21 protein-coding genes and 2 pseudogenes are annotated in these 20,678 nt (G+C 62.3%); 14 read left to right on the forward strand and 9 right to left on the reverse strand.

Annotated elements, in window-relative coordinates:
* Positions 1-7: 7 nt before the first annotated feature.
* Positions 8-820, forward strand: coding sequence for a ferredoxin--NADP reductase (locus tag QZ571_RS14505; protein ID WP_295536342.1), 813 nt, complete (start codon positions 8-10; stop codon positions 818-820).
* Here the strand turns inward: QZ571_RS14505 and QZ571_RS14510 are convergent.
* Positions 817-1,083 carry a hypothetical protein gene (locus QZ571_RS14510; protein ID WP_295536345.1) on the reverse strand — a complete coding sequence of 89 codons (267 nt, stop codon included), beginning with the start codon at positions 1,081-1,083 and terminating at the stop codon, positions 817-819. The genes QZ571_RS14505 and QZ571_RS14510 overlap by 4 nt on opposite strands.
* 218 nt (positions 1,084-1,301) lie before the next feature.
* On the opposite strand from QZ571_RS14510, the gene QZ571_RS14515 reads away from it, so the two are divergent.
* Together QZ571_RS14515 and QZ571_RS14520 are read left to right on the forward strand one after the other, a co-directional pair.
* On the forward strand, positions 1,302-1,577 hold the full coding sequence (locus tag QZ571_RS14515) for a PspA/IM30 family protein (protein WP_295536347.1): 276 nt from the start codon (positions 1,302-1,304) through the stop codon (positions 1,575-1,577).
* 130 nt (positions 1,578-1,707) lie between these two features.
* Positions 1,708-1,902: pseudogene (locus tag QZ571_RS14520) on the forward strand (hypothetical protein); the annotation flags it as partial.
* Positions 1,903-2,026: 124 nt separating this feature from the next.
* Here QZ571_RS14520 and QZ571_RS14525 read toward each other — a convergent pair.
* Positions 2,027-2,932: a hydrogen peroxide-inducible genes activator gene (locus QZ571_RS14525; protein WP_295536349.1), complete on the reverse strand. Its 906-nt coding sequence runs from the start codon at positions 2,930-2,932 to the stop codon at positions 2,027-2,029.
* 102 nt (positions 2,933-3,034) lie between these two features.
* Between QZ571_RS14525 and QZ571_RS14530 the strand changes: the two genes are divergently transcribed.
* Both QZ571_RS14530 and QZ571_RS18505 read left to right on the forward strand, forming a co-directional pair.
* Positions 3,035-3,682, forward strand: a complete 648-nt coding sequence (locus tag QZ571_RS14530; RefSeq protein WP_295536351.1) for a peroxiredoxin — start codon at positions 3,035-3,037, stop codon at positions 3,680-3,682.
* A gap of 187 nt (positions 3,683-3,869) precedes the next feature.
* A complete protein-coding gene (locus tag QZ571_RS18505) occupies positions 3,870-4,058 on the forward strand; it encodes a hypothetical protein (protein ID WP_366929958.1) in 189 nt (62 codons plus the stop codon).
* Here QZ571_RS18505 and QZ571_RS14535 read toward each other — a convergent pair.
* Complete coding sequence (locus QZ571_RS14535) at positions 4,003-4,332, reverse strand: hypothetical protein (RefSeq protein ID WP_295536353.1); 330 nt, start codon at positions 4,330-4,332, stop codon at positions 4,003-4,005. The two genes, QZ571_RS18505 and QZ571_RS14535, sit on opposite strands and share 56 nt — an antisense overlap.
* 341 nt (positions 4,333-4,673) lie before the next feature.
* Here QZ571_RS14535 and QZ571_RS14540 point away from each other — a divergent pair, with 341 nt between their 5' ends.
* The 3 genes and pseudogenes from QZ571_RS14540 to QZ571_RS14550 all read left to right on the forward strand — a co-directional run bounded on the left by QZ571_RS14540 (position 4,674) and on the right by QZ571_RS14550 (position 7,179).
* Positions 4,674-5,783, forward strand: a complete 1,110-nt coding sequence (locus QZ571_RS14540) for a Hint domain-containing protein (RefSeq protein WP_295536356.1) — start codon at positions 4,674-4,676, stop codon at positions 5,781-5,783.
* A gap of 104 nt (positions 5,784-5,887) precedes the next feature.
* Positions 5,888-6,661 carry a gamma-glutamyl-gamma-aminobutyrate hydrolase family protein gene (locus QZ571_RS14545; RefSeq protein WP_295536358.1) on the forward strand — a complete coding sequence of 258 codons (774 nt, stop codon included), beginning with the start codon at positions 5,888-5,890 and terminating at the stop codon, positions 6,659-6,661.
* A 16-nt stretch (positions 6,662-6,677) separates the two neighbouring features.
* Positions 6,678-7,179, forward strand: a pseudogene (locus QZ571_RS14550) (D-lyxose/D-mannose family sugar isomerase).
* On the opposite strand, the gene QZ571_RS14555 reads toward QZ571_RS14550, so the two are convergent.
* The 3 genes from QZ571_RS14555 to glmU are packed head-to-tail and all read right to left on the reverse strand — an operon-like array spanning position 7,180 to position 11,189.
* Entirely contained in the window at positions 7,180-8,031 is an 852-nt protein-coding gene (locus QZ571_RS14555; RefSeq protein WP_366929957.1) for a DNA alkylation repair protein, read from the reverse strand.
* The gene (glmS, locus tag QZ571_RS14560) at positions 8,028-9,842 is read right to left on the reverse strand and encodes a glutamine--fructose-6-phosphate transaminase (isomerizing) (protein WP_295536360.1); all 1,815 of its coding nucleotides are present in this window, start codon (positions 9,840-9,842) and stop codon (positions 8,028-8,030) included. The genes QZ571_RS14555 and glmS overlap by 4 nt, the downstream gene beginning before the upstream one ends.
* Positions 9,843-11,189, reverse strand: a complete 1,347-nt coding sequence (gene glmU, locus QZ571_RS14565; protein WP_295536363.1) for a bifunctional UDP-N-acetylglucosamine diphosphorylase/glucosamine-1-phosphate N-acetyltransferase GlmU — start codon at positions 11,187-11,189, stop codon at positions 9,843-9,845.
* Between the two features lie 108 nt (positions 11,190-11,297).
* Between glmU and QZ571_RS14570 the strand changes: the two genes are divergently transcribed.
* The 3 genes from QZ571_RS14570 to QZ571_RS14580 all read left to right on the forward strand — a co-directional run bounded on the left by QZ571_RS14570 (position 11,298) and on the right by QZ571_RS14580 (position 14,484).
* Positions 11,298-11,972 (forward strand): HAD-IA family hydrolase, encoded by a 675-nt coding sequence (locus QZ571_RS14570; RefSeq protein ID WP_295536366.1) that lies wholly within the window; start codon positions 11,298-11,300, stop codon positions 11,970-11,972.
* Positions 11,973-12,060: 88 nt separating this feature from the next.
* Positions 12,061-13,296: an MFS transporter gene (locus QZ571_RS14575; RefSeq protein WP_295536369.1), complete on the forward strand. Its 1,236-nt coding sequence runs from the start codon at positions 12,061-12,063 to the stop codon at positions 13,294-13,296.
* Between the two features lie 3 nt (positions 13,297-13,299).
* Complete coding sequence (locus tag QZ571_RS14580; protein WP_295536371.1) at positions 13,300-14,484, forward strand: aminotransferase class I/II-fold pyridoxal phosphate-dependent enzyme; 1,185 nt, start codon at positions 13,300-13,302, stop codon at positions 14,482-14,484.
* Here QZ571_RS14580 and QZ571_RS14585 read toward each other — a convergent pair.
* Positions 14,481-15,404, reverse strand: a complete 924-nt coding sequence (locus QZ571_RS14585; RefSeq protein ID WP_295536374.1) for an ornithine cyclodeaminase — start codon at positions 15,402-15,404, stop codon at positions 14,481-14,483. The genes QZ571_RS14580 and QZ571_RS14585 overlap by 4 nt on opposite strands.
* 8 nt (positions 15,405-15,412) lie before the next feature.
* Positions 15,413-16,681: an FAD-dependent oxidoreductase gene (locus QZ571_RS14590; protein WP_295536377.1), complete on the reverse strand. Its 1,269-nt coding sequence runs from the start codon at positions 16,679-16,681 to the stop codon at positions 15,413-15,415.
* Between the two features lie 160 nt (positions 16,682-16,841).
* Between QZ571_RS14590 and QZ571_RS14595 the strand changes: the two genes are divergently transcribed.
* Positions 16,842-18,002 carry an acyl-CoA dehydrogenase family protein gene (locus QZ571_RS14595; RefSeq protein WP_295536380.1) on the forward strand — a complete coding sequence of 387 codons (1,161 nt, stop codon included), beginning with the start codon at positions 16,842-16,844 and terminating at the stop codon, positions 18,000-18,002.
* 143 nt (positions 18,003-18,145) lie between these two features.
* Here QZ571_RS14595 and QZ571_RS14600 read toward each other — a convergent pair whose 3' ends face one another.
* Positions 18,146-18,766 (reverse strand): OmpW family outer membrane protein, encoded by a 621-nt coding sequence (locus tag QZ571_RS14600; RefSeq protein ID WP_295536383.1) that lies wholly within the window; start codon positions 18,764-18,766, stop codon positions 18,146-18,148.
* Positions 18,767-18,963: 197 nt separating this feature from the next.
* Between QZ571_RS14600 and QZ571_RS14605 the strand changes: the two genes are divergently transcribed.
* The gene (locus QZ571_RS14605) at positions 18,964-19,428 is read left to right on the forward strand and encodes a lysozyme inhibitor LprI family protein (protein WP_295536386.1); all 465 of its coding nucleotides are present in this window, start codon (positions 18,964-18,966) and stop codon (positions 19,426-19,428) included.
* The coding region (locus QZ571_RS14610; RefSeq protein WP_295536389.1) for a carboxyl transferase domain-containing protein at positions 19,425-20,678 on the forward strand (1,254 nt) is incomplete at its 3' end. The genes QZ571_RS14605 and QZ571_RS14610, both read left to right, overlap by 4 nt.

The following is a 20,678-nucleotide window of genomic DNA, read 5'->3' on the forward strand; positions in this document are numbered from 1 at the left end:
GGCCTGAATGACCTATCAATCCACCGCTTGTGCGCCCGCCGCCAGCGTCGCCCATCCCGACGCCCAGCCCGTGCTGGCGGTCACCCATTGGACGGACCGGCTGTTTTCCTTTCGGGTGAAGCGCCCGCGCAGTCTGCGGTTTCGCTCGGGCGAGTTCGTGATGATCGGGCTGATGGGTGAGACCGGAAAACCGCTCTTGCGGGCCTATTCGATTGCCTCGCCCAATTGGGATGATGCGCTGGAGTTCTACTCGATCAAGGTTCCCGATGGGCCGCTGACGAGCCGCCTGCAATATGTCCAGCCCGGCGATAGCGTGATCGTGCGGCCCAAGCCGGTGGGCACGCTGGTGCTGGATGCGTTGCGCCCGGCCAAGCGGCTGTATCTGGTGGCCACGGGCACTGGCATTGCGCCCTTTGCCAGCTTGCTGCGCGATCCCGAGACCTGGGCGCAGTATGAAACGGTGGTGTTGACCCATAGCTGTCGCGATGTCGCTGATTTAGCCTATGGCCAGCAGTTAACGCGCGATCTGTTGCACGACCCGCTGGTGGCAGAGCAGTCGGCGCGCGGCTTGCGCGTGCATCAGACCACCACGCGCGAGGCCAGCCGCCATCAGGGCCGCATCACCGACTGGATCAGGGAGGGGCGGTTGGCGAAAGCACTGGATCTACCCGAGCTTGCACCCGAAACGGACCGCGTGATGATTTGCGGCTCGGTCGGGTTGAATAAGGACATGGCCGAGATTTTACAGGCGCGCGGTTTTGTCGAGGGCGCAAATTCCGCCCCCGGTTCTTATGTAGTCGAAAAGGCCTTTGTGGGCTAGGCGGGGCGGTCAGCGCCCTGACCCGGATGCGCCCCGCGTGTCATGGCGCTCCAAAGCGCGCGATTAGCGCAGGCGAAGTCGACATAGGCCGGGGCCAGCGCCTGCATCGTGTCTTCGGGATCGCTGGCAGGGGCGGGCAGGGCGGCTTTCTGCGTCTCGCCTAGCCACGCGAGCGTGCGTGAATTGACATGCAAGATCAGCATGAGGAGATCGTCAAACGCGGTATAAAGAGCGCCAAGCGCGCAACCCGCCTGCGTGGTCACCGAGCGCCTTCAGCCCAGAGATAACGTGCTGGGCAAGTGATCTTCGGCAGCCTTGATCAGGCGGTCGCGCAGATCGGCGTGTTTCTCTTCGCGATTGTTTCCCATTCAGCATCAAACTTTTCCTGAACACTGTTCCTTTTATTCTCGAGTGACGTCATGCTTCCCGAATGCCTGCCAGATGAACAGCGTTCACAAACTAGGAGGTGACAATTTTCAAGATGATGACGACTTTGATCCGCGGCCGTAGCCATGATGTCACCGAAGCATTTAGAGATGCCAATACGCTGTCGATCCTGCGCCAACAGCTGCGCGATGCGGCTGAAGGGCTGGAAGGGGCCAAGCGCGCCGTTGCGGTGGTGGTGGCCTACGCCGAGCGCGAGCGTAAATCGGCCGCCAAGCTGGACGCGCAACTGGCCGATCTTGAGGCCCGCGCGCTGGATGCGATCCGCAAGGAGCGCGGCGATCTGGCGGTTGCGCGAACAGGCCAACAATAGGCCCGCAGCCCTTGCGAGTGTTGCGACAGGACGGGCCAATCTACATCACGGCCAAGTGCCATTCATTGCGAGAAATATCGTGACTGCCTACGTCCCCAAAAGGTCCAAAGCCTGAAAAACCTTCACGTATTTCATGTTCGGTATTGCCGTGCTGATGGTAGCCGGTGGCATCTGGTCGCTTGATGCCAGCTTCACTGCGAGGGGCTATTATTCGATGGTTCGTCGCACACGTTTTATCCGTTTCTTTTTCCATGCGCTGTTTGCGCTGCGCGTGATTGGCGGGGCGTCTAGTGATGTCTGGACGGTTGCGGGAATAACTGAATGATCTTGGCCGGTTGGGAGGCGCGGGCAGTGTCAATGATTGCCGCACAAGCGCGCTGATAATGATCCATGCGCAAGCGGCTCATCCCGGCCTGAGCTATTCGCATGCGATCCGGGCGCGTTAGGGGTCAGCCCGCTTTCATGCGCTGATGAGTGTCGATCAGGATCTGCCCCAAGCCTCGGAACAGATCTGCGCGCGCCGTGCTTGTGCGCCAGCCCAGAACCACCCGGCGCGGGCAGGCATCGGGCAGCGGCGCAATCGCCAGATCTTGGCCACGCGCCACGCCTGCATCCAGCGCCAGATCGGGCAGCAGCGTGATCCCCAGCCCTTCGCTGACCATCGAAATCAGGGTGGTCAGCGAGGTCGCGGAAAAGCTGTCATCCTGCGCGATATCGCGATCTGGAAAGGCCGAAAGCGCGTGGCGTTGCAGGCAATGGCCCTTGTCCAGCAGCATCAGCTTGGCCCCTTGCAACTGATCTCCGCCCACGGGTGCGGGGCCAAGGCTGCCCGGCGGCGCGGCAAGGTGATAGCCATCCTCGAATAGCTCCATCACCGCGATTCCTTGAGTGTCAAAGGGCAGGGCGAACAAGATCAGATCCAGTCGCCCCGCGCTGAGCCCCGCGATCAGGCTTTCGGTCATCTCCTCGCGTAAGAGAAGGCGAAGATCGGGGAAACGCGCGCGAATATCGGGTAGGGCGCGCGGGATCAGGAACGGCCCGATTGTGGGAATCGTGCCCAGCCGCAACTCTCCCCCCTCGGGCGCGGATTGCGCGGCGGCGAGTTCCTCGATCTCCTGCGTCGCCAGCAGAACGGCGCGGGCACGTTTTGCAATCTCAACCCCGACCGGCGTCAGGATGACCGAGCGTTTCGTGCGCTCGGCCAGTTGCACGCCAAGGCGTTCTTCCAGCTCACGCAAGCCCGTGCTGAGCGTGGGCTGCGTGACGAAACACATCTCTGCCGCACGCGAGAAATTCAGCGTGTCGGCCATCGCGGTCAGAAAGCGCATCTGGCGCAGGGTGATGACAGGATTCATATTCACTAACTCTATAACTGCGATATTTATAATCAATTTCATTTATCAATAGCCAGTCGATAAATCTCTCTCATCGTAACCAAGACCTTGATGGAGAGACAGATGACCGACACGATCCAAGCCCCGCAGATGCCTCAGCTCAACGCCCCGGCCCCCAGCTTTGACGCGCCCAGCACCCATGGCCAGCAAACGCTCGACGCCTATAAGGGCCAATGGCTGATCCTGTTTTCGCACCCGGCTGATTTCACGCCCGTTTGCACCACCGAATTCATCGCCTTCGCCAAGAAACAAGATGATTTCACGGCCCGCAACACCGCGCTGCTGGGGCTCTCGATTGACAGCCACTACTCGCACATCGCTTGGATGCTCAACATCAAGGAGAAATTCGGCACCGAGATCAAGTTCCCGATCATTGCTGATCTCTCGATGACCGTGGCGCGCGATTACGGGATGATCCAGCCCGGCGCGTCTGACACCTCGGCGGTACGTGCGACCTTTATCATCGACCCGCAAGGCGTGCTGCGTGCGATGATCTATTACCCGATGGTCGCGGGGCGCTCGATTGACGAAATTCACCGCCTGCTGGTGGCGCTGCAAACCGCCGATGAGAACAAATGCGCGATGCCGGAAAACTGGAAGCCCGGTGATGCGGTGATCGTGCCGACGCCTGCCACGCCCGAAGCGGCACTGGCGCGGGCCTGTGAAGGTTACAACACGGTGGATTGGTATTTCTCGACCCGTCAGCTGTGAAAGGCAGCCCCGGCGCGCGGTCGCCGGGGCCTTCACAACGTGAGTGAAATTCAAAGGAAAACTATGATGCCCAGGATCTAAAATATCGACAGTCTTCGCAATATTCTGGGCCAGTCGTTCGGACCCTAGGTCCGAACCCCGTGGTTATCACTGGAATGTGGAAGGGCCGCAATTTCGCCAGCTGCATATGCTGTTCGAAGAGCAGTACCAGAGCCTCTGGGCCGCGCTGGATGAGATCGCTGAACGCATCCGCTGCCTTGGTGCCTATGCGCCCGGATCGTTGAGCGAGCTGATGGCGCGGGCCGCTTTTGCCTTGGCGCTCAGATCGCGCTGCTCAGAGATTGCGAAATCAAACGGGCGCGCGTGGGTGCATTAAAGGGATGGACGAGCGCGTTCTCAAGCGCTGCCACTTTGACATAGCCAAGATCGCTCAGATCGGCTGTCTTCCCGGTGATCTGCTGCACGCGCGTCTGATCAAACAGACTCAGATGCGGATCAGCGGGCATGAAATAGGATGGATCCGCCCCGTTTTGCCCGGCACTGTTTGGGCTGGCCATCATTTCGCTAGGCTGGCCATTTTTGGCCAAAACCGGAGAGGCTGCGACGAGTGCCAAGGCGCTGGCTGCAAAAACCTGCGTTAATTTTGTCATGGGTCTTCCTTTCCGGTTTGGTTGCGTAAAGCCCGCAAACTATGCGTTGTCCTGCTGCTCTGATCGACGCCTCGCCCGCGCATCCCAGATCTTCGCTGGTTGCGACATTCTATCATCAATTCTGGACCTTGGGGCGCTATGACAAGGTCACGCCTGCGCAAGTTTCGGTGAAGCTCGCGCTGATCACCGCTGGATCACACAGCGCGCAGCGAGTGCGGTAGCTGCCCGCGTGAACAGGGGGCGTTGCGGGTCAGAGTGCAATTCTTGATTGAACCATAGCAAGGCGTAAGGAAAAGTATTTCGTTCGCGATTTCTATGTGTTAGCGTTTATTGAGCAGTAAATGAGGGCCGAAAAACAGGCCCCGGTGGACGAGACGAGGCAGATGAACAAGGCGCGCTATCAAGGCACGTTCGTCATTTCATGGGCGCAGACGGAAATCGACGGCACGCCGTCGCCGGCACCCGATATCGTGACGGTGGGGGCCAATTGGCGCTGGAGTGGCGAGGCGCTGCGCGTCGATGGCCCCAATGATTTACTGATCTTGCGCGATGCGTTGGGCGATGATCTGCGCCGGGAGAGGGCCGCCAAAGTGGTGCGTCGTTTGCTGGGCGATGCGCTGGGCGCACGCCGCTTGCCGATTGATCTGCCCGAAGATCAAGACAGCCCAAATCAAAGCTTTACCGTCACCGATGGCTATCACGCCTATGTCGTGACGCTGATTGAATTGTCCGATACTGGTGCGCGTTTGTTGATGTTTTCGGGGCGTATTCCGCCCGCTGACAGCGATCTTTGGGTCGTGGATCGCGCGCTGGATTTGCGGCCCAAAGCGGCGCGCAACGGGCCTGCCGGGGTGATCTGTTTCACGCCCGGCACGCTGATCAACACGCCTGATGGCCGTCGCCCCGTCGAGGCATTGCGCCCCGGCGATGCGGTGGCCACGCGCGATGACGGCGCCCAAGCGATCCGCTGGATTGGGCAGCGCCGGATTTCGGGCGCGCGCCTTCATGCGATGCCGCATCTGCGCCCGGTGCGGATCGCGGGCGGGGCGCTGGGGCTGGATCGTCCCGATGCCGACCTGCTGGTGTCGCCACAGCACCGGATGTTGCTGCGCGGCCCCTCAGCGCGCGCGCTTTTTGCCGAGGATGAGGTTCTGGTGCGGGCCTGCGATCTGGTCAATGGCCGCTCGATCCGATTTGAAGGCGGCATGCCTGAGTTGCACTATATTCACCTTCTGCTGGATCGCCACGAAGTGCTTTGGGCCAATGGCTTGGAGACCGAAAGTTTCCATCCTGCCTCGACCGCGCTGGAAATGATCGCGCCCGATCAGCGTGCGGGCCTGAGCGAAATTGTCCCCAAGGTCGCGGATAACCCGCTCAGTTATGGTGCCTATGCAAGGCGCGCGCTGAAATCCTCGGAAGCCGCGATTTTGCGTCACGATCTGGCCGCCTGAGCCGCGATCTGGCGCGGGTTGCGAGCCTGCGCACAGCCCCTTGCGCATTTTTCGTCTTTTCTCGACGCGCGCCTGCCCCTAGTTTTGGCTCAAAAGGGGGCGTTATGACCAGACCAGTCGTCGGCATCATCGGCAATCGCGGCCTTGTGGGCGATCGCTATCCCGTCCATGAGGGCGGGCAGCTGAACTCGCAAGCGATCAGCCAAGTCTCTGATTGCATTCCGCTATTGATCCCTGCTGACCCTGAATATTTCTCGATTGAAGAACTGTGCGAGGTCTGTGACGGCTTCTTGCTAACGGGCGGGCGGCCCAATGTGCATCCTTCTGAATATGGCGAGGAAGCGACCGAAAAGCACGGCACTTTCGATCAGGCCCGCGATGCGATCACGCTGCCACTGGTGCGCCACTGCGTGCAAACGGGTCAGCCGTTTTTCGGCATTTGCCGTGGTTTCCAAGAGGTGAACGTGGCGATGGGCGGCACGCTTTATCCCGAGATCCGCGAATTGCCGGGCCGGATGAACCACCGCATGCCACCTGAGGGCGACTTGGCGCATGGCTTTTCCAATCGTCATAAGGTGATACTGGAACCGGGCGGCAAATTTTCCCAGCTGTTCGGTGCTGATGAGGTCGTAACCAACACGCTGCACGGGCAGGGGATTTGCCAGCCCGGCGCGCGTATCGTTGTCGAGGGACGCGCCGAAGATGGCACGCCCGAGGCGATCTGGGTGCGCGGCGCGCCCGGTTTCACGATGTCGGTGCAATGGCATCCCGAATGGCAGGCGGCGGATGATCCCGTCTCGCGCCCGCTGTTTGAGGCGTTCGGTCATGCGGTGCGCGATTGGGCCGCTGGAAAACATCGCGCGGCCTGTGTCGCCTGACCCCTTGGGACGGGATATGAAACGCTCGCGCGTCAATGAGATCATGGTTCAGGCCGAAGAGATGATCCTCGAATTTGGTTTCTGCCTGCCGCCCTTTGCCTAGTGGAGCCCGGCCGAGTTTCGCGCCCGGCTACCCCAGACGCAACGTGTGCTCGAGGCCCAGATGGGGTGGGAATCACTGATTTCAGGCAGGGCGATTGAGCTGTGCGGTTCGAACGCGCAGGGGGCTACGAATGCCATGGCGGGCGGGATCGTGATGTGTGACGGGCAGCCGCGCCGCTATGGGCCGGGCGAGGTCTTGATCTTGCGTCCGGGCGCAAGCGTGATGCTGCGCCCGGGTGATTGGCACGCCTTTTGGGGCGAGGGCGATGATGTGCTGATCGGCGAGGTCTCGACGGTGAATGACGACCGCACCGACACTATCTTTCGCGACCCGATTGGCGCGGTTCTCCGACATCGAGGAAGACGAAGCGCCGCGCCATCTATTGGTCAACGATTACGACAGGTTTTTGTCGTAATTACAGATATTTGGCGGCCTCTTTTCGGGCAAAGCTCTTGAGCCGCTCGCCATGCGCGAGCAGCCATGCTTGCACCCGCTCGGGGTCTTTCTTGGACAGCTCGCGCAGCCACCACGCGATGGCTTTTTGAATGAACCAGTCGCGATCTTCTGCCAGCGCTTCGGCCCAGCCCAAGACGCGCTCGCGCACGGCCAGATCGTCGGGTTTGGGGTTGCGAAGCTTTGTCCAAGGGAGCGTGATCACAAAGGCGGCGCGCCGCGTCCACATCTGCTCGCTTTGGGTCCAGCTTTCGACCTGATCCAGTCGCGACGGATCGGCCACCACCCGTTTTTCACCCGCTTTGCACACGGTATCGGCAATCGCCCAAGCGTCCAATTGCGCCACCCAAGAGGCGATCAGATCCCACGCCGCCTCATCGGGGCGCAGCCGCGCTTGCACCAACAACTTCGCCGCTGCAATCCGCGCCTCGTGGATGTCGCTATCCCACAATCCGCGCGCCAGTTCGACCCGACCCGGCACATCCAGTTGCCCGCGCCACAGCGTGACCATATCGTCGATCGCAGGGGTCGAAACGCCAAGATAGCGCCGCTCGGCCTTGTGATAGGCCGCCATTTCCGCTGCCTTTTCCGCGTTTTGCCAGCTTTCGAGCGCAAAGAGTGCGTCCTCCAGGCTGGGCGGAGGGCCAAGCGGATCGCTCTCCTCCTCAGCCTCGGCAAAGCTTTCATAGTCGGCGTCCGAGGCGGCATAGGCCTGTGCCTCGGCATGCAGGCGGGCCTCTTCTTCGGGGGGGAGAGGGGCGAAATCCTGCGCGCTGGGGCGGGCGATGCCCCGCTTGCCACGTTTGCGGCTCATTCGACCGTCACCGACTTTGCCAGATTGCGGGGCTGATCCACATCCGTTCCTTTCGCGACTGCTGTGTGATAGGCCAGCAGTTGCGCTGGTATTGCATAAAGGATTGGCGCGAAAGGTTCTGCGATTTCAGGCAGTTGTAGCTGCGCCCATGTGCCGTCACCGGCCGCTGTCAAACCCTTGGCATCCGAGGCCAGCAACACCATCCCGTGACGCGCCATAACTTCTTGCATATTCGAGACGGTCTTGTCGAACAGCCGATCAAAGGGGGCCATGACAATCACCGGAACCATTCGGTCAATCAGTGCAATGGGGCCGTGTTTCAGCTCGCCACTCGCATAACCTTCGGCATGTATATAGCTGATTTCCTTGAGTTTCAGCGCGCCTTCCAGCGCCAGCGGATACATCGGCCCACGCCCCAGGAACAAGATATCCTGCGCTTCGGCCAAGCTTTCGGCGAGCTTGGCGATTGGCTCGGACAGCGCCAGCGCGGTGTTCATCAACCCGGGCAGGGCGCGCAGAGCATCGGCATGGCCGTCCAGCGTCGGCCCGTCCAGTTCGTCGCGGTCACGCCCGGCCTTGAGCGCCATCACCGCCAGCACCAGAAGCTGCGCGGTAAACGCTTTGGTCGAGGCCACGCCGACCTCAACCCCTGCCATGATCGGCAGCGCAATATCGCATTCGCGCGCGATCGAGGAGGTCGGCACGTTCACCACGGCGACGGTCTTGGCGACCTTTCCTTGGCAATAGCGCAGGGCGGCCAGCGTGTCGGCGGTCTCGCCCGACTGGCTGACGAAGATCGCAAGGCTGCGCTGCGACAGTGGCGGCTCGCGATAGCGAAATTCCGACGCGACATCGATTTCAACGGGGATGCGCGCGAACTCCTCGAACCAGTATTTCGCAACCGAGCAGGCGTAAAATGCGGTGCCACAGGCGACCAGCGTGATCCGGTCGATGTCGGAAAAGTCCAACTCTGCAGGCAGATTCAACCCGGTTTGCGGCAGATAATGTCGCAAAGCGTCAGCCAGCACGACGGGTTGTTCGGCGATCTCCTTGCCCATAAAATGCTTGAACCCGGCCTTTTCGACCTGCGTCTGGCCCAGATCAATGCGCTGTTCCCCGCGATTGGCGCGCCGCCCGGCGGCGTTGAAAATCTCGGCACCGGCGCGGGTGATGATCGCGTAGTCGCCCTCTTCGAGATAGGTGATCCGGTCGGTCATCGGCGCCAGCGCAATCGCGTCGGAGCCGACAAACATCTCGCCATCGCCATGTCCGATCGCCAGCGGGCTGCCTTTGCGCGCGGCGATCATCAAATTGTCCTCGCCGTCGAACAACCAAAGCAGGGCAAACGCCCCTTCCAGCTTGCTCAGCGTGGCAATCGCGGCTTCTTTCGCCCCCATCCCGCGATCCATGAACATCCGCGTCAGCAGCGCCACGGTTTCCGTATCGGTTTGTGTTTCGGGGGTAATTCCGGCCTCGGCCAGTTCTGCACGCAGCGCGCGATAATTCTCGATGATGCCGTTATGGACAACCGCGACAGGGCCAGAACGGTGCGGATGCGCGTTGGTGGCGGTCGGCGCGCCATGGGTGGCCCAGCGGGTGTGGCCGATGCCCGATTTGCCTGCAAGTGGCTCATGCACCAGCAGGTCGGACAGGTTCACCAGCTTGCCGACCGCGCGGCGGCGATCCAGATGACCATTGTTAACGGTCGCGATCCCGGCGCTGTCATAGCCGCGATATTCCAGCCGCTTGAGGCTTTCTACCAGCAGCGGCGCGACCTCGTGACTGCCCAGAACTCCTACGATTCCACACATTTACGAGCCTTTCTTCATGCGCGCTTTTTCCGCGCGCAGCTTGGCGAAAAGTTTCGCGGCAAGTCCGGGCCGGTTGACCTGTTTGGCGCGGCCCAAGGCGATGGCATCGGCGGGCACATCCTCGGTGATGACCGAACCAGACCCCGTCAGCGCGCCAGAGCCCACCGAGACCGGGGCGACCAGCATCGTGTCAGACCCAATGAAAGCATTGGCTCCGATCGTGGTGCGATGCTTCATCACGCCATCATAATTGCAGGTGATTGTGCCTGCGCCAATATTGGTCTGCGCGCCGATATCGGCATCGCCCAGATAGGTGAGGTGGCCGACCTTGACCCCTTCGGCGAGAACCGAGTTCTTCACCTCAACGAAATTGCCGATATGCACATCCTCGGCCAATTCGGCGCCGGGGCGCAGCCGCGCAAACGGCCCCACGCTGGCCCCGCGCGAGATATGGCAGCCTTCGAGATGACAGAAGGCCTCGATCTGCGCGCCGCTCTCCACAGTCACATCGGGGCCAAAGACGACATTCGGGCCGATCACCACATCGCTGCCCAGATAAGTGTCGAGCGCGAAATACACGGTCTGCGGATCGACCATCGTGACACCATTTTCCAGCGCCTCGGCGCGGGCGCGGGCCTGAAACTGCGCCTCGGCACGGGCGAGTTCGGCGCGGGTGTTGATGCCCAGCGTCTCGGCCTCGTCACAGGTCACGACTTGGGCCGACAGCCCTTGGGCGCGCGCGGCGGCCACGATATCGGTGAGGTAATATTCGCCCGAGGCATTGTCGTTGCTGAGGCCGCTTACCAGCGTGCCCAACAGCGCTGCGTCACAGGCAATAACGCCGGAATTGCAAAGTGTTATCGCGCGCTCTTCATCCGTCGCATCCTTGAATTCGACGATCCGCTCTAGCATCGCGCCTTGCGTTACAAGCCGGCCGTAACGCCCCGGATCAGCCGCTTCAAAGCCCAGCACGGTCACGGCCGCGTCGCTGGCGGCCATCTGCTCCAGCGTCTCGGGGGAGATGAAGGGCGTGTCGCCATAAAGGACAATCACGCGCCCCTCAAACCCGTCCAGCGCGGGCAGGGCTTGGGCCACCGCATGACCGGTGCCAAGCTGTTCCTCTTGCAGCACGATCTCGGCCTCGGGCGCGATTTTCGCCGCAGCCCGGCCCACCTGATCCGCACCATGCCCGGCCACCACGATCACGCGCGCCGGTTCCAAGCTGCGCGCCGAGGCCAGCGCATGGGCCAGCAGCGGCGCACGCCCGATCTGGTGGAGCACCTTGGGGAGGTCAGACATCATACGGGTGCCTTGCCCCGCCGCGAGGGTGATCAGCGCAATTGCCATGAAACGTGCCTTTTCTTCTGCTCGCCCCCGTTTTACCCATTGCGCACCTTGCCGCAAGGGCTGTGACTTCACGCTTCCTTTCGCGGTGTTACGAAGATTGGGGGCAAAATGCGCACGGTGGTGTTTGATCTGGATGGCACGCTGGCCGATACGTCGGGCGATTTGATCGCGGCGGCGAATGCGTGTTTTGTTGCGCGCGGGCATCGCGGCGTGCTGGATGCGGGTCAGGATGCGCTGATAGCCTTTCATGGCGGGCGCGCGATGCTGAAGGCCGGCTATGAGCGGCTGGGGCTGGAGCGGGCCGAGGTCGAAGCGCGCATTGAGGCCGATTATCAGCCGCTACTGGAGCATTACGGGGCCAATATCGACCGCCACACGCAGCTTTACCCCGGCGCGGTGGACGCGGTGAAAACCCTGCGAGGGCAGGGCTTTGCAACGGCGATCTGCACCAATAAACCCGAGGGGTTGGCGCGCGAATTGGTGGCGCGGCTCGACATCGCGCACCTGTTCGATGCGCTGATTGGCGCCGATACGTTACCTGTGCGCAAGCCCGCACCTGATCCTTATCTGGCGGCGGTCAGTCAGGCGGGCGGGGCAGTTGAGCGCTCGCTTTTGGTGGGTGATACCAATACTGATCGCGAAACCGCGCGCGCCGTGGGCGTGCCGTGCATCCTTGTGACCTTCGGCCCCGAGGGGCGCGCGATTGAGCGTCTTTCCCCCGAGGCGCTGCTTGATCATTTCGACACCCTGCCCGCACTGGTCGCCCGGATGTTGGGCGCCTGAATTAACCCGCGTCCCTGATAATCAGCGCGTCTTGACAGGGACGCGCGTGCGGCTCAGCTTGGCGCCCTGTCGAAAACTTGGAGATATCATGGCCCGCGAACCCCTTTCAGGCGGCACTGTTTCGGCTGGGCAGGGCCATGCCACGCTGTTCGTTCTGATCGTGGTGTTTCTGGATATGGTCGGCTTTGGGCTGATCATTCCGGTGTTGCCCTCGCTGATTGTGCAGGTGGGGCATGTCGATCTGGCGCAGGCGAGCAAGGTGGGCGGCGCGATGTTTGCCATCTTCAGCCTTGCGCAATTCGCCTTTGCGCCCCTGATGGGCAACCTGTCGGACCGGTTCGGGCGTCGCCCGCTGCTGTTGCTCGCGATTGCGGGGCTGGGGGTGGATTACCTGTTTCACGCCTTCGCGCCGACGCTGTTCTGGCTGTTTGTCGGGCGCGCGATTGCAGGGGTGTGCGGCGCGTCCTACGTGATCGCCAATGCCTATCTCGCCGATGTCAGCGCGCCCGAAGATCGCGCGCGCGCCTTTGGTTTGATGGGCGCGGCCTTTGGGTTGGGGTTCATCCTGGGCCCGGCGCTGGGGGGCTTGTTGGGAGAGTTGGGCCCGCGCGTGCCGTTCTTTGTCGCCGCCGCGATCTCGGGGCTGAACCTGATCTACGGGCTGTTCGTGCTGCCCGAAAGCCTGCCGCCGGAACGCCGCCGCCCGCTGAACTGGCGCGCCTGCAATCCGTTTGGCACGCTCAAGGTGTTCGCGCGCTATCCTGGCGTCTTGCCGATGGCCGGGGTGATGGGGGTGTATCTGTTCGCCTCGGCGATTTATCCCGCGATCTGGCCGTTCTGGGGGATGGCTAAGTTTGGTTGGACCGAGGGGATCGTCGGCTTGACGCTCGCCGCTTACGGGGGGGTCGCGGCGGCCTTTCAGGGTGGCTTGTCCGGCCCGCTGGCGCGCCGTTTTGGCGAGGCAAAGGTGGTCTTTGCGGGGCTGTTTCTGGGGGTGGTGCTGCTGATTGCGCTGGCGCTGTCTTCCAGCCTTGCGATGGTGTTGTTCGTGCTTTGCGTGACGGGCATCGAGGGGCTGGTGCAGCCGATGCTCACCTCGCTGATGTCGCGCGCCGTGCCCGAGGATGAACAGGGCGCGTTGCAGGGTGGGATTTCGGCGGTGATGAATCTCGCGATGTTGTTTGGCACGCTGTTCTTCACGCAGATTTTCGGGATATTTCAGGCCGAGGGCGCGATCATCCGCACGCCCGATATGGCCTTTTACATGGCCTCGGCTATTTTGTTGATCGCGTTGATCTGGTTCGCGCGGCTGCGCAAGGGGTAAGCAATGAGCGAGCGTTTCGAGGGCAATTTCACCCAGCAAGAACCGATCTCCGAGGATGCGATTGCAGCGGCTGTCGCGGTGCTGCGTTCGGGGCGGTTGCATCGCTACAATACCGCGTCGAATGAGCCGGGCGAGGTCGCGCTGCTGGAGCAGGAATTCGCCGCCTTCACGGGCGCGAAATATTGCCTTGCGGTGGCCTCGGGCGGCTATGCCTTGGGCTGTGCCTTGCGTGCATTGGATGTGGCCCCGAATGAGCCGGTGTTGACCAACGCTTTCACGCTGGCCCCGGTGCCCGGCGCGATTGCCGCGCTTGGCGCGCGCCCGGTCTTCGTCGAGGGCACCGAAAACCTGACCATCGATCTTGACGATCTGACTGCGAAGGCCAAAGCATCCGGGGCGCGCGTGCTGATGCTCAGCCATATGCGTGGCCATCTTTGCGACATGGACGCCTTAATGGAGATCGCGCGCGCCCATGATCTGCGCGTAATCGAGGATTGCGCCCATACGATGGGGGCTTCGTGGGCGGGCGTGCCCTCGGGGCGCCATGGCGTGATCGGATGCTATTCGACCCAGACCTATAAGCATATCAACTCGGGCGAGGGCGGGCTGATCGTCACCGATGATCCCGAACTGGCGGCGCGGATGATCCTGCTCTCGGGCAGCTACATGATGTATCCCCGCCATCTGGCCGCCCCCGCGCCCGAGGTGTTCGAGGCGCTGAAATATGACACGCCCAATGTGTCGGGGCGGATGGACAGCCTGCGCGCCGCGATCCTGCGCCCGCAATTGGCCGAACTGCCCGAACGGGTGGCGCGATGGAACCGGCTGTATGGCGCGATGGAGGCGGGGCTGACGGGCGCGCCCGGTGTCGCGCTGAGTGAACGCTCGCAGGCGGAGCATTATGTCGGCTCGTCGTTCCAGTTCCGCTTGCCCGGTCGCGATGGGGAGCGAATGGCGGATTTCGTCGCGCGGTGCGCTGCGCGCGGGGTCGAGCTGAAATGGTTCGGTGCGGATGAGCCTGCGGGGTTCACCTCGCGCCATGACTCTTGGCGCTACGCAGAGGCGCAGGCGATGCCCAAGACCGATGCGGTGCTTGCCACGCTGCTGGATCTGCGCCTGCCGCTGACCTTCAGCGAAAGCGACGCGGCCCAAATCGCGCGCATCATTCGCGATGAACTGAGCGGTTAACCCGCGCGCGCCACGATATAGCGCGCCATCATCAGATCAAGATGCGCGCCCCCGCCATTCTTGAACAGCGTGATCTCGTCGGCGCTTTGCCGCCCGGGCGCGCCGCTTACCAGATCATACAGATCGCCGCGCACCGACTCGGGCGTGATCACCCCCGCCGCGATCGGGATCATCAGCTCGCCAATATGGCCCAGCGTGGTTTCGCGGCTGTCCACGAACAGGCGCGCACGCGCCATCAGCGCGTCATCACCTTCGCGCATATCGGCCTTATAGGCGCCGATCAGATCGACATGGGTACCCGGTTTGACCCACGCGCCATGCAGGATCGGCTCGCGCGCCATCGTCGCTGAGGTGATGATATCGGCGCGCGCTACGGCGCGTTCCAGATCGGGGGCAGCGTGCAGGGTGACGCCCTTGGGGGCTGGCTCGGCGGCGAGCGCTTGCGCCTGCTCGGGACGGCGCGTCCAGATCGCGATCTCGTTGAGCCCCGGAAACAGTGCGGCATAGGCGGCGATCAGGCTGCGCGCGACCGTGCCCCCGCCGATGATCAGCAAGCGCGCGCTGTCCGGGCGCGCCAGCAGTTTCGCGCCGAGCACGGAATCAGCCGCCGTCTTGAACTCGGTCACAAGGCGGCTTTCGATGATCGCCGACAGCTCTCCGGTTTGGGGGCGAAAGACCAGCATCGCGCCTTGCACCGTTGGCAGGCCTTGGGCGGCATTGCCATCGCATACGGTAAAGGATTTCACACCATAGCCGAGCCCCTCGATATAGGCGCCCCGGCTAAGCAGTGTCGCCTGTGCTGGCCCCAGAAACATATCACCGACCTGCGCGCGCGGCAGGGTATGGCCAAAGCGCAGCGCCTCGACCGCGCCGGGCCAGTCCAGATGCGCAGCGGCCTCATAGGGGATCATCTTGGTCATATCGTCTCCTAAATTGGGTCCAGCCAGCGTGCGCGTGCCGAGACATTGCGCAGTTCGGGCGTGTCCCCTGTCATCGCCTGTGCGATCAGCGCGCCACAGCCCGCCGAGGTCGTCCAGCCCAGCGTGCCATGACCTGCATTGATCCACAGATTGTCATAGCGGCGCACCCGGCCCAGATAGGGCGGGCCTGCGGGGGTGGTGGGGCGCAGCCCGGTCCAGAAGGTTACGCGATCCAGATCGACGGCCAAACCGAAATTGCGCGTGACGTAATCCTTCAGAACGGCGATGCGGTGGCTGGGCAAAGAGCGATCCCGCCCGGCAAATTCCGCAAATGCCGTAACGCGCAACTGTCCGCCATAAACCGCCACTGCGAGATGCGCAGCCTCGTCGATATAGGGCAGGGCGGGCAGGCGCGCGGGATCGCGCAGCGCCCATGTGCCCGAATAGCCTTTGACCGGGTAGATCAGCGGCGCAAACCCCAAGGGGCGGGTCAGATCGGGGGTCTCGACGCCGGTGGCCAGCAAGACATGCTGCGCAGTGATCACCTCATCACCAAGGCGCACGCCGCGGATATGCCCGTCAACGGTGTCAAACCCGCTGACCTCGCTGTCATAGCGAAACGTGACCGATCCGCGCGTGGCCAGATCTTGCGCGGCGCCTTTGGTGAAGACATGGCAGTCGCCCACACTGTCGCGTTTGGAAAACAGCGCGCCTGCAAAGCGGTCTTGCGCCAGCGCCAGCGCGCCTTCGCGATCAAACAGGGCGGCGCGATCCAGCGCGTCCATCGGTTGCGCGCTATTGGCGCCATGTGCGCCCGCCGCACGGGCCAGATCTTCGGCATCGCTATACAGATAAAGCCCGCCATCATGGCGTAGCAGGTCCTCCAGCCCCAGATCCTGCGCAACCGCGCGCAGGGTCTCGCGGCTGAAGGCGCTTAGCCGCGCCAGACGGTCGGTGTTGGCGTCATGGCGCGCGCGGGTGCAATTGCGCAAAAATGCCAGCCCCCAACGCCACAGCGCGGGATCGCCGAGCCGCGTGACCCGCACCCCCGGTTCGCGCCCCGCCATTGCGCGCATCAGCGTCAAGATCGCTTCGGGTGCGGCCCAGGATTGCGCATCGCCCACCGCGATGATCCCGGCATTGGCGCGTGAGCAAAGCTGCGCCGGCCCCGGTTCGCGATCAAGCACGATCACACGGTGACCAAGCGCGGCCAGCGCCTGCGCGCTCATCACGCCAATCACACCCGCACCGATGATAACAATAGGCTGTTGCGTCATGTCGCGCGCCTTCTTGCAGGGATCTCACCGCCCCTTTGTGGACCAAGGCGCGCGCGCTTTCCACCATTGCATTTGGATTATTTCACCGCACGCTCCCTCTTGACGCGACTCGCCTTGCGAGCTTAAATGAACGAGCGTTCAATAAATGGGAGGAAAGCCGATGTTCGCAGGTTCCATGGAATTTGATCTGGGCGAGGATATCGGCGCGTTGCGCGAGATGGTGCGGCGCTGGGCGACAGAGCGGGTGGCCCCGATCGCGGCCAAGACCGATCTCGACAACGCCTTTCCCAATGAGCTGTGGTCCGAGATGGGCGAGCTGGGCCTATTGGGCATTACGGTGTCTGAGGAATATGGCGGCGCGGGAATGGGCTATCTGGCCCATGTCGTCGCGACTGAGGAAATCGCGCGCGCCTCGGCCAGTATCGCGCTCAGCTACGGGGCGCATTCCAACCTTTGCGTCAACCAGCTCAAGATCAACGGATCGGACGAGCAAAAGCAGAAATACCTGCCCGATCTGATCTCGGGGGCCAAGATCGGCGCGCTCGCGATGAGCGAGTCTGGCGCTGGCTCGGATGTGGTGGGCATGAAGCTGCGCGCGGAAAAGCGCAACGGCTACTATGTTTTGAACGGCCATAAATACTGGATCACCAACGGCCCCGACGCTGATACGCTGGTGGTCTATGCCAAGACCGACCCCGAGGCGGGTTCCAAAGGCATCACCGCCTTTATCGTTGAGAAAACCTTCAAAGGGTTTTCCACCTCGCCCCATTTCGACAAGCTCGGGATGCGTGGCTCAAACACCGCGCAGCTATTCTTTGACGATTGCGAAGTGCCCTTCGAGAATGTTCTGGGCGCCGAGGGGCGAGGCACCAAGGTGCTGATGTCGGGACTTGATTACGAACGCGTCGTGCTGTCGGGCATCGGCACGGGCATCATGATGGCCTGCCTCGATGAGGTCGTGCCCTATGCCAAAGAGCGCCACCAATTCGGCCAGCCGATTGGGAATTTCCAGCTTATGCAGGCCAAGATCGCCGATATGTATGTCGCGATGAACACCGCGCGCGCCTACACTTACGAGGTCGCCAAGGCCTGCGATCGTGGTCAGGTCACGCGTCACGATGCGGCCGCGACCGTGCTTTATGCCAGCGAACAGGCGATGGTGCAGGCCCATCAGGCCGTGCAGGCGCTGGGCGGGGCCGGGTTCTTAAGCGACTCCAACGTCTCGCGGCTGTTCCGCGATGCCAAGCTGATGGAAATCGGCGCGGGCACCTCGGAAATCCGCCGGATGCTGATTGGCCGTGAGATCATGGAGAAGCTGTGATGCGCGCACCTTTGGCCGCGCTGTCGATGTGCCCCGCAGATTGCGGCGGCGGTATGTCGGACGGCGAAAAAGGGGCGGTGCCAAAGCTCCGCCCCGCAATGCCGAAGGGTGGTGTAGCGCAGGGTGTGACCCCTGCGCCGAAATCAGAACTTGTAGATATAGGCGACGCCCACAACCACCGGGTCGATCTCAACTGTGCCGATCTTGGTGCCGTTCAGCTTGACGTCGCTGTTGATGTCGATCCAGCGGATATCGGTACGCAACGCGCCATGCTCCGAGATCTTGTAGTCAAAGCCCGCATGCAGCGCCAAACCCCAGCTATCCCCCAGCTTCAGATTGTCGCCAGCCAGCGCGCCGGTCGTCTTTTCGCTGAAAAATCCGGTGTAGTTCACGCCTGCGCCCACAAAGGGCGTAAGGGCGGTGCCGGTCGCAAAGTGATACTGCAGCGAGAGCACGGGCGGCAGATGCTTGACGGTGCCGACTTTGCCCAGACCGTCGATATTCACGGAATGCTTGAAGGGCAGCGCGGCCAGCAGTTCAATCCCGATATTGTCACGCACGAAGTATTCGGCGGTAAAGGTCGGGCGGGCGGAATTGCCAACATCCACGTTCAACCCGCCAGTCAGCGTGCCATTGTCGGATTTCGGCATGACCTCATGCAGGCCAAAGCCCAAGGTGATGTCGCCAGCCTGTTGCGCCAACGCGGGGGCGGCGATCATTGCCGTGGCCACCAGCAGCGGCAAACTCAGAATACTGTGTTTCATGGGAGGGTCCTTTACTCTCTTACGCGCCAAAGCCTGCACCGCTGCAGCGCCCAAGACTTTGACTTGGATCAACTATATGTGATCGCGTCTGCGGCAAGGCGCCGCAGGGCGAGAACGATTGCGGCGCGCCTGCACTTGCGGCGTGAATATGCGTTGCGCCCAATGCTATGCGCGGCCAATATTCAGGGAGAGCCACAATGAAACAGATGATGATCGCAGCGCTTTTGGCTGCGTTGGGCAGTCCCGCGCTGGCCGATCCAAGTGTTGATCCCAATACGGTGCACGCCTGTTTTGATGGGGCGAAAGACACCCATCCCGCCTGTATCGGGGATGCCGCCAACGCCTGCCAAGCCCAGCCGGGTGGCGCAACCACGCTGGGCATCTCGGCCTGCCTGCAAGGCGAGGCGCAGGTCTGGGACGATATCTTGAACGCGCAATACAAGGGCGCGCGCGCGCAGTTGCTTGAACAGGGCGGCACGCCGCTTGCCGATCAACTGCTGGATGCGCAACGCACCTGGATTGCTTTTCGTGATGCCGATTGCGGGCTGGTCTATAGCATCTGGGCCGATGGCTCGATCCGCACTGTGATAGCCAGCTCGTGCTATCTGAACAAAACGGCGCAGCGTGCGCTGGAACTGCATAATCTGGGGAATATGGAATGAAGCTTGCATCGCAGGCACTGCCCGCCTCTGAAGGGTTCAAAACCAATCGCGCCGCCCATCTGGACGCGCTCGCCACAATCCGCGAGGCCGCCGATTGGGCCGCCGCGGGGGGCGGGGCAGCTGCGCTCGAACGTCACCTGTCGCGTGGCAAGATGGCGCCGCGCGAACGGGTCGCTGGGCTGCTTGATCCGGGCGCACCGTTTCTGGAAATCGGCGCGACGGCGGCGCATGGGCTTTATAATGATGCCGCGCCCTGCGCCGGGGTGATTGCCGGGATCGGGCAGGTCCATGGCCATGAAGTGATGGTCGTGGCTAATGATGCGACCGTCAAAGGCGGCACCTATTACCCGATGACCGTCAAGAAACACCTGCGCGCCCAAGAGATCGCCGAGGAAAACCATCTGCCCTGCATCTATCTCGTCGATAGCGGCGGCGCGAACCTGCCCAATCAGGACGAGGTTTTCCCCGATCGCGACCATTTCGGGCGCATCTTCTACAATCAGGCCCGCATGTCAGCCAAGGGGATCGCGCAGATCGCGGTGGTGATGGGGTCGTGCACGGCGGGCGGGGCCTATGTGCCTGCGATGTCAGACGTGACGATCATCGTCAAAGATCAGGGCACGATCTTTCTGGCAGGCCCGCCGCTGGTCAAGGCCGCGACCGGCGAGGTCGTGACCGCCGAAGACTTGGGCGGCGGCGATGTGCATACGCGCCTCTCTGGCGTGGCCGATTACCTCGCCGAAGATGACGCCCATGCGCTGGCGCTGGCCCGGCGCGCCGTCAGTCATCTCAACCGCGCCAAGCCCAGCACCGTGCAATGGCAAAGCCCCGAAGAGCCCGCCTATGACCCCGAGGAAATCCTCGGTGTCGTGCCCGCCGATCTGCGCACGCCCTACGATATCCGCGAGGTGATCGCGCGGCTCGTGGATGGCTCGCGCTTTGACGAATTCAAGCCGCGTTTTGGCGAAACCATCGTCACCGGTTTCGCCCATGTCAAAGGCTGCCCCGTCGGGATCATCGCCAATAACGGCGTGCTGTTTTCCGAAGCCGCGCAAAAGGCTGCGCATTTCATTGAACTTTGCTCCAGCCGCAATATCCCGCTGGTGTTCTTGCAAAACATCACCGGCTTCATGGTCGGGCGCAAATATGAAAACGAGGGGATCGCACGCCACGGCGCCAAAATGGTCACCGCTGTCGCCTCAACCAACGTGCCCAAAATCACCATGCTGGTGGGTGGTTCGTTTGGCGCG

Source organism: uncultured Thioclava sp., from assembly GCF_913064665.1.
Taxonomy (GTDB): Bacteria; Pseudomonadota; Alphaproteobacteria; order Rhodobacterales; family Rhodobacteraceae; genus Thioclava; species Thioclava arctica.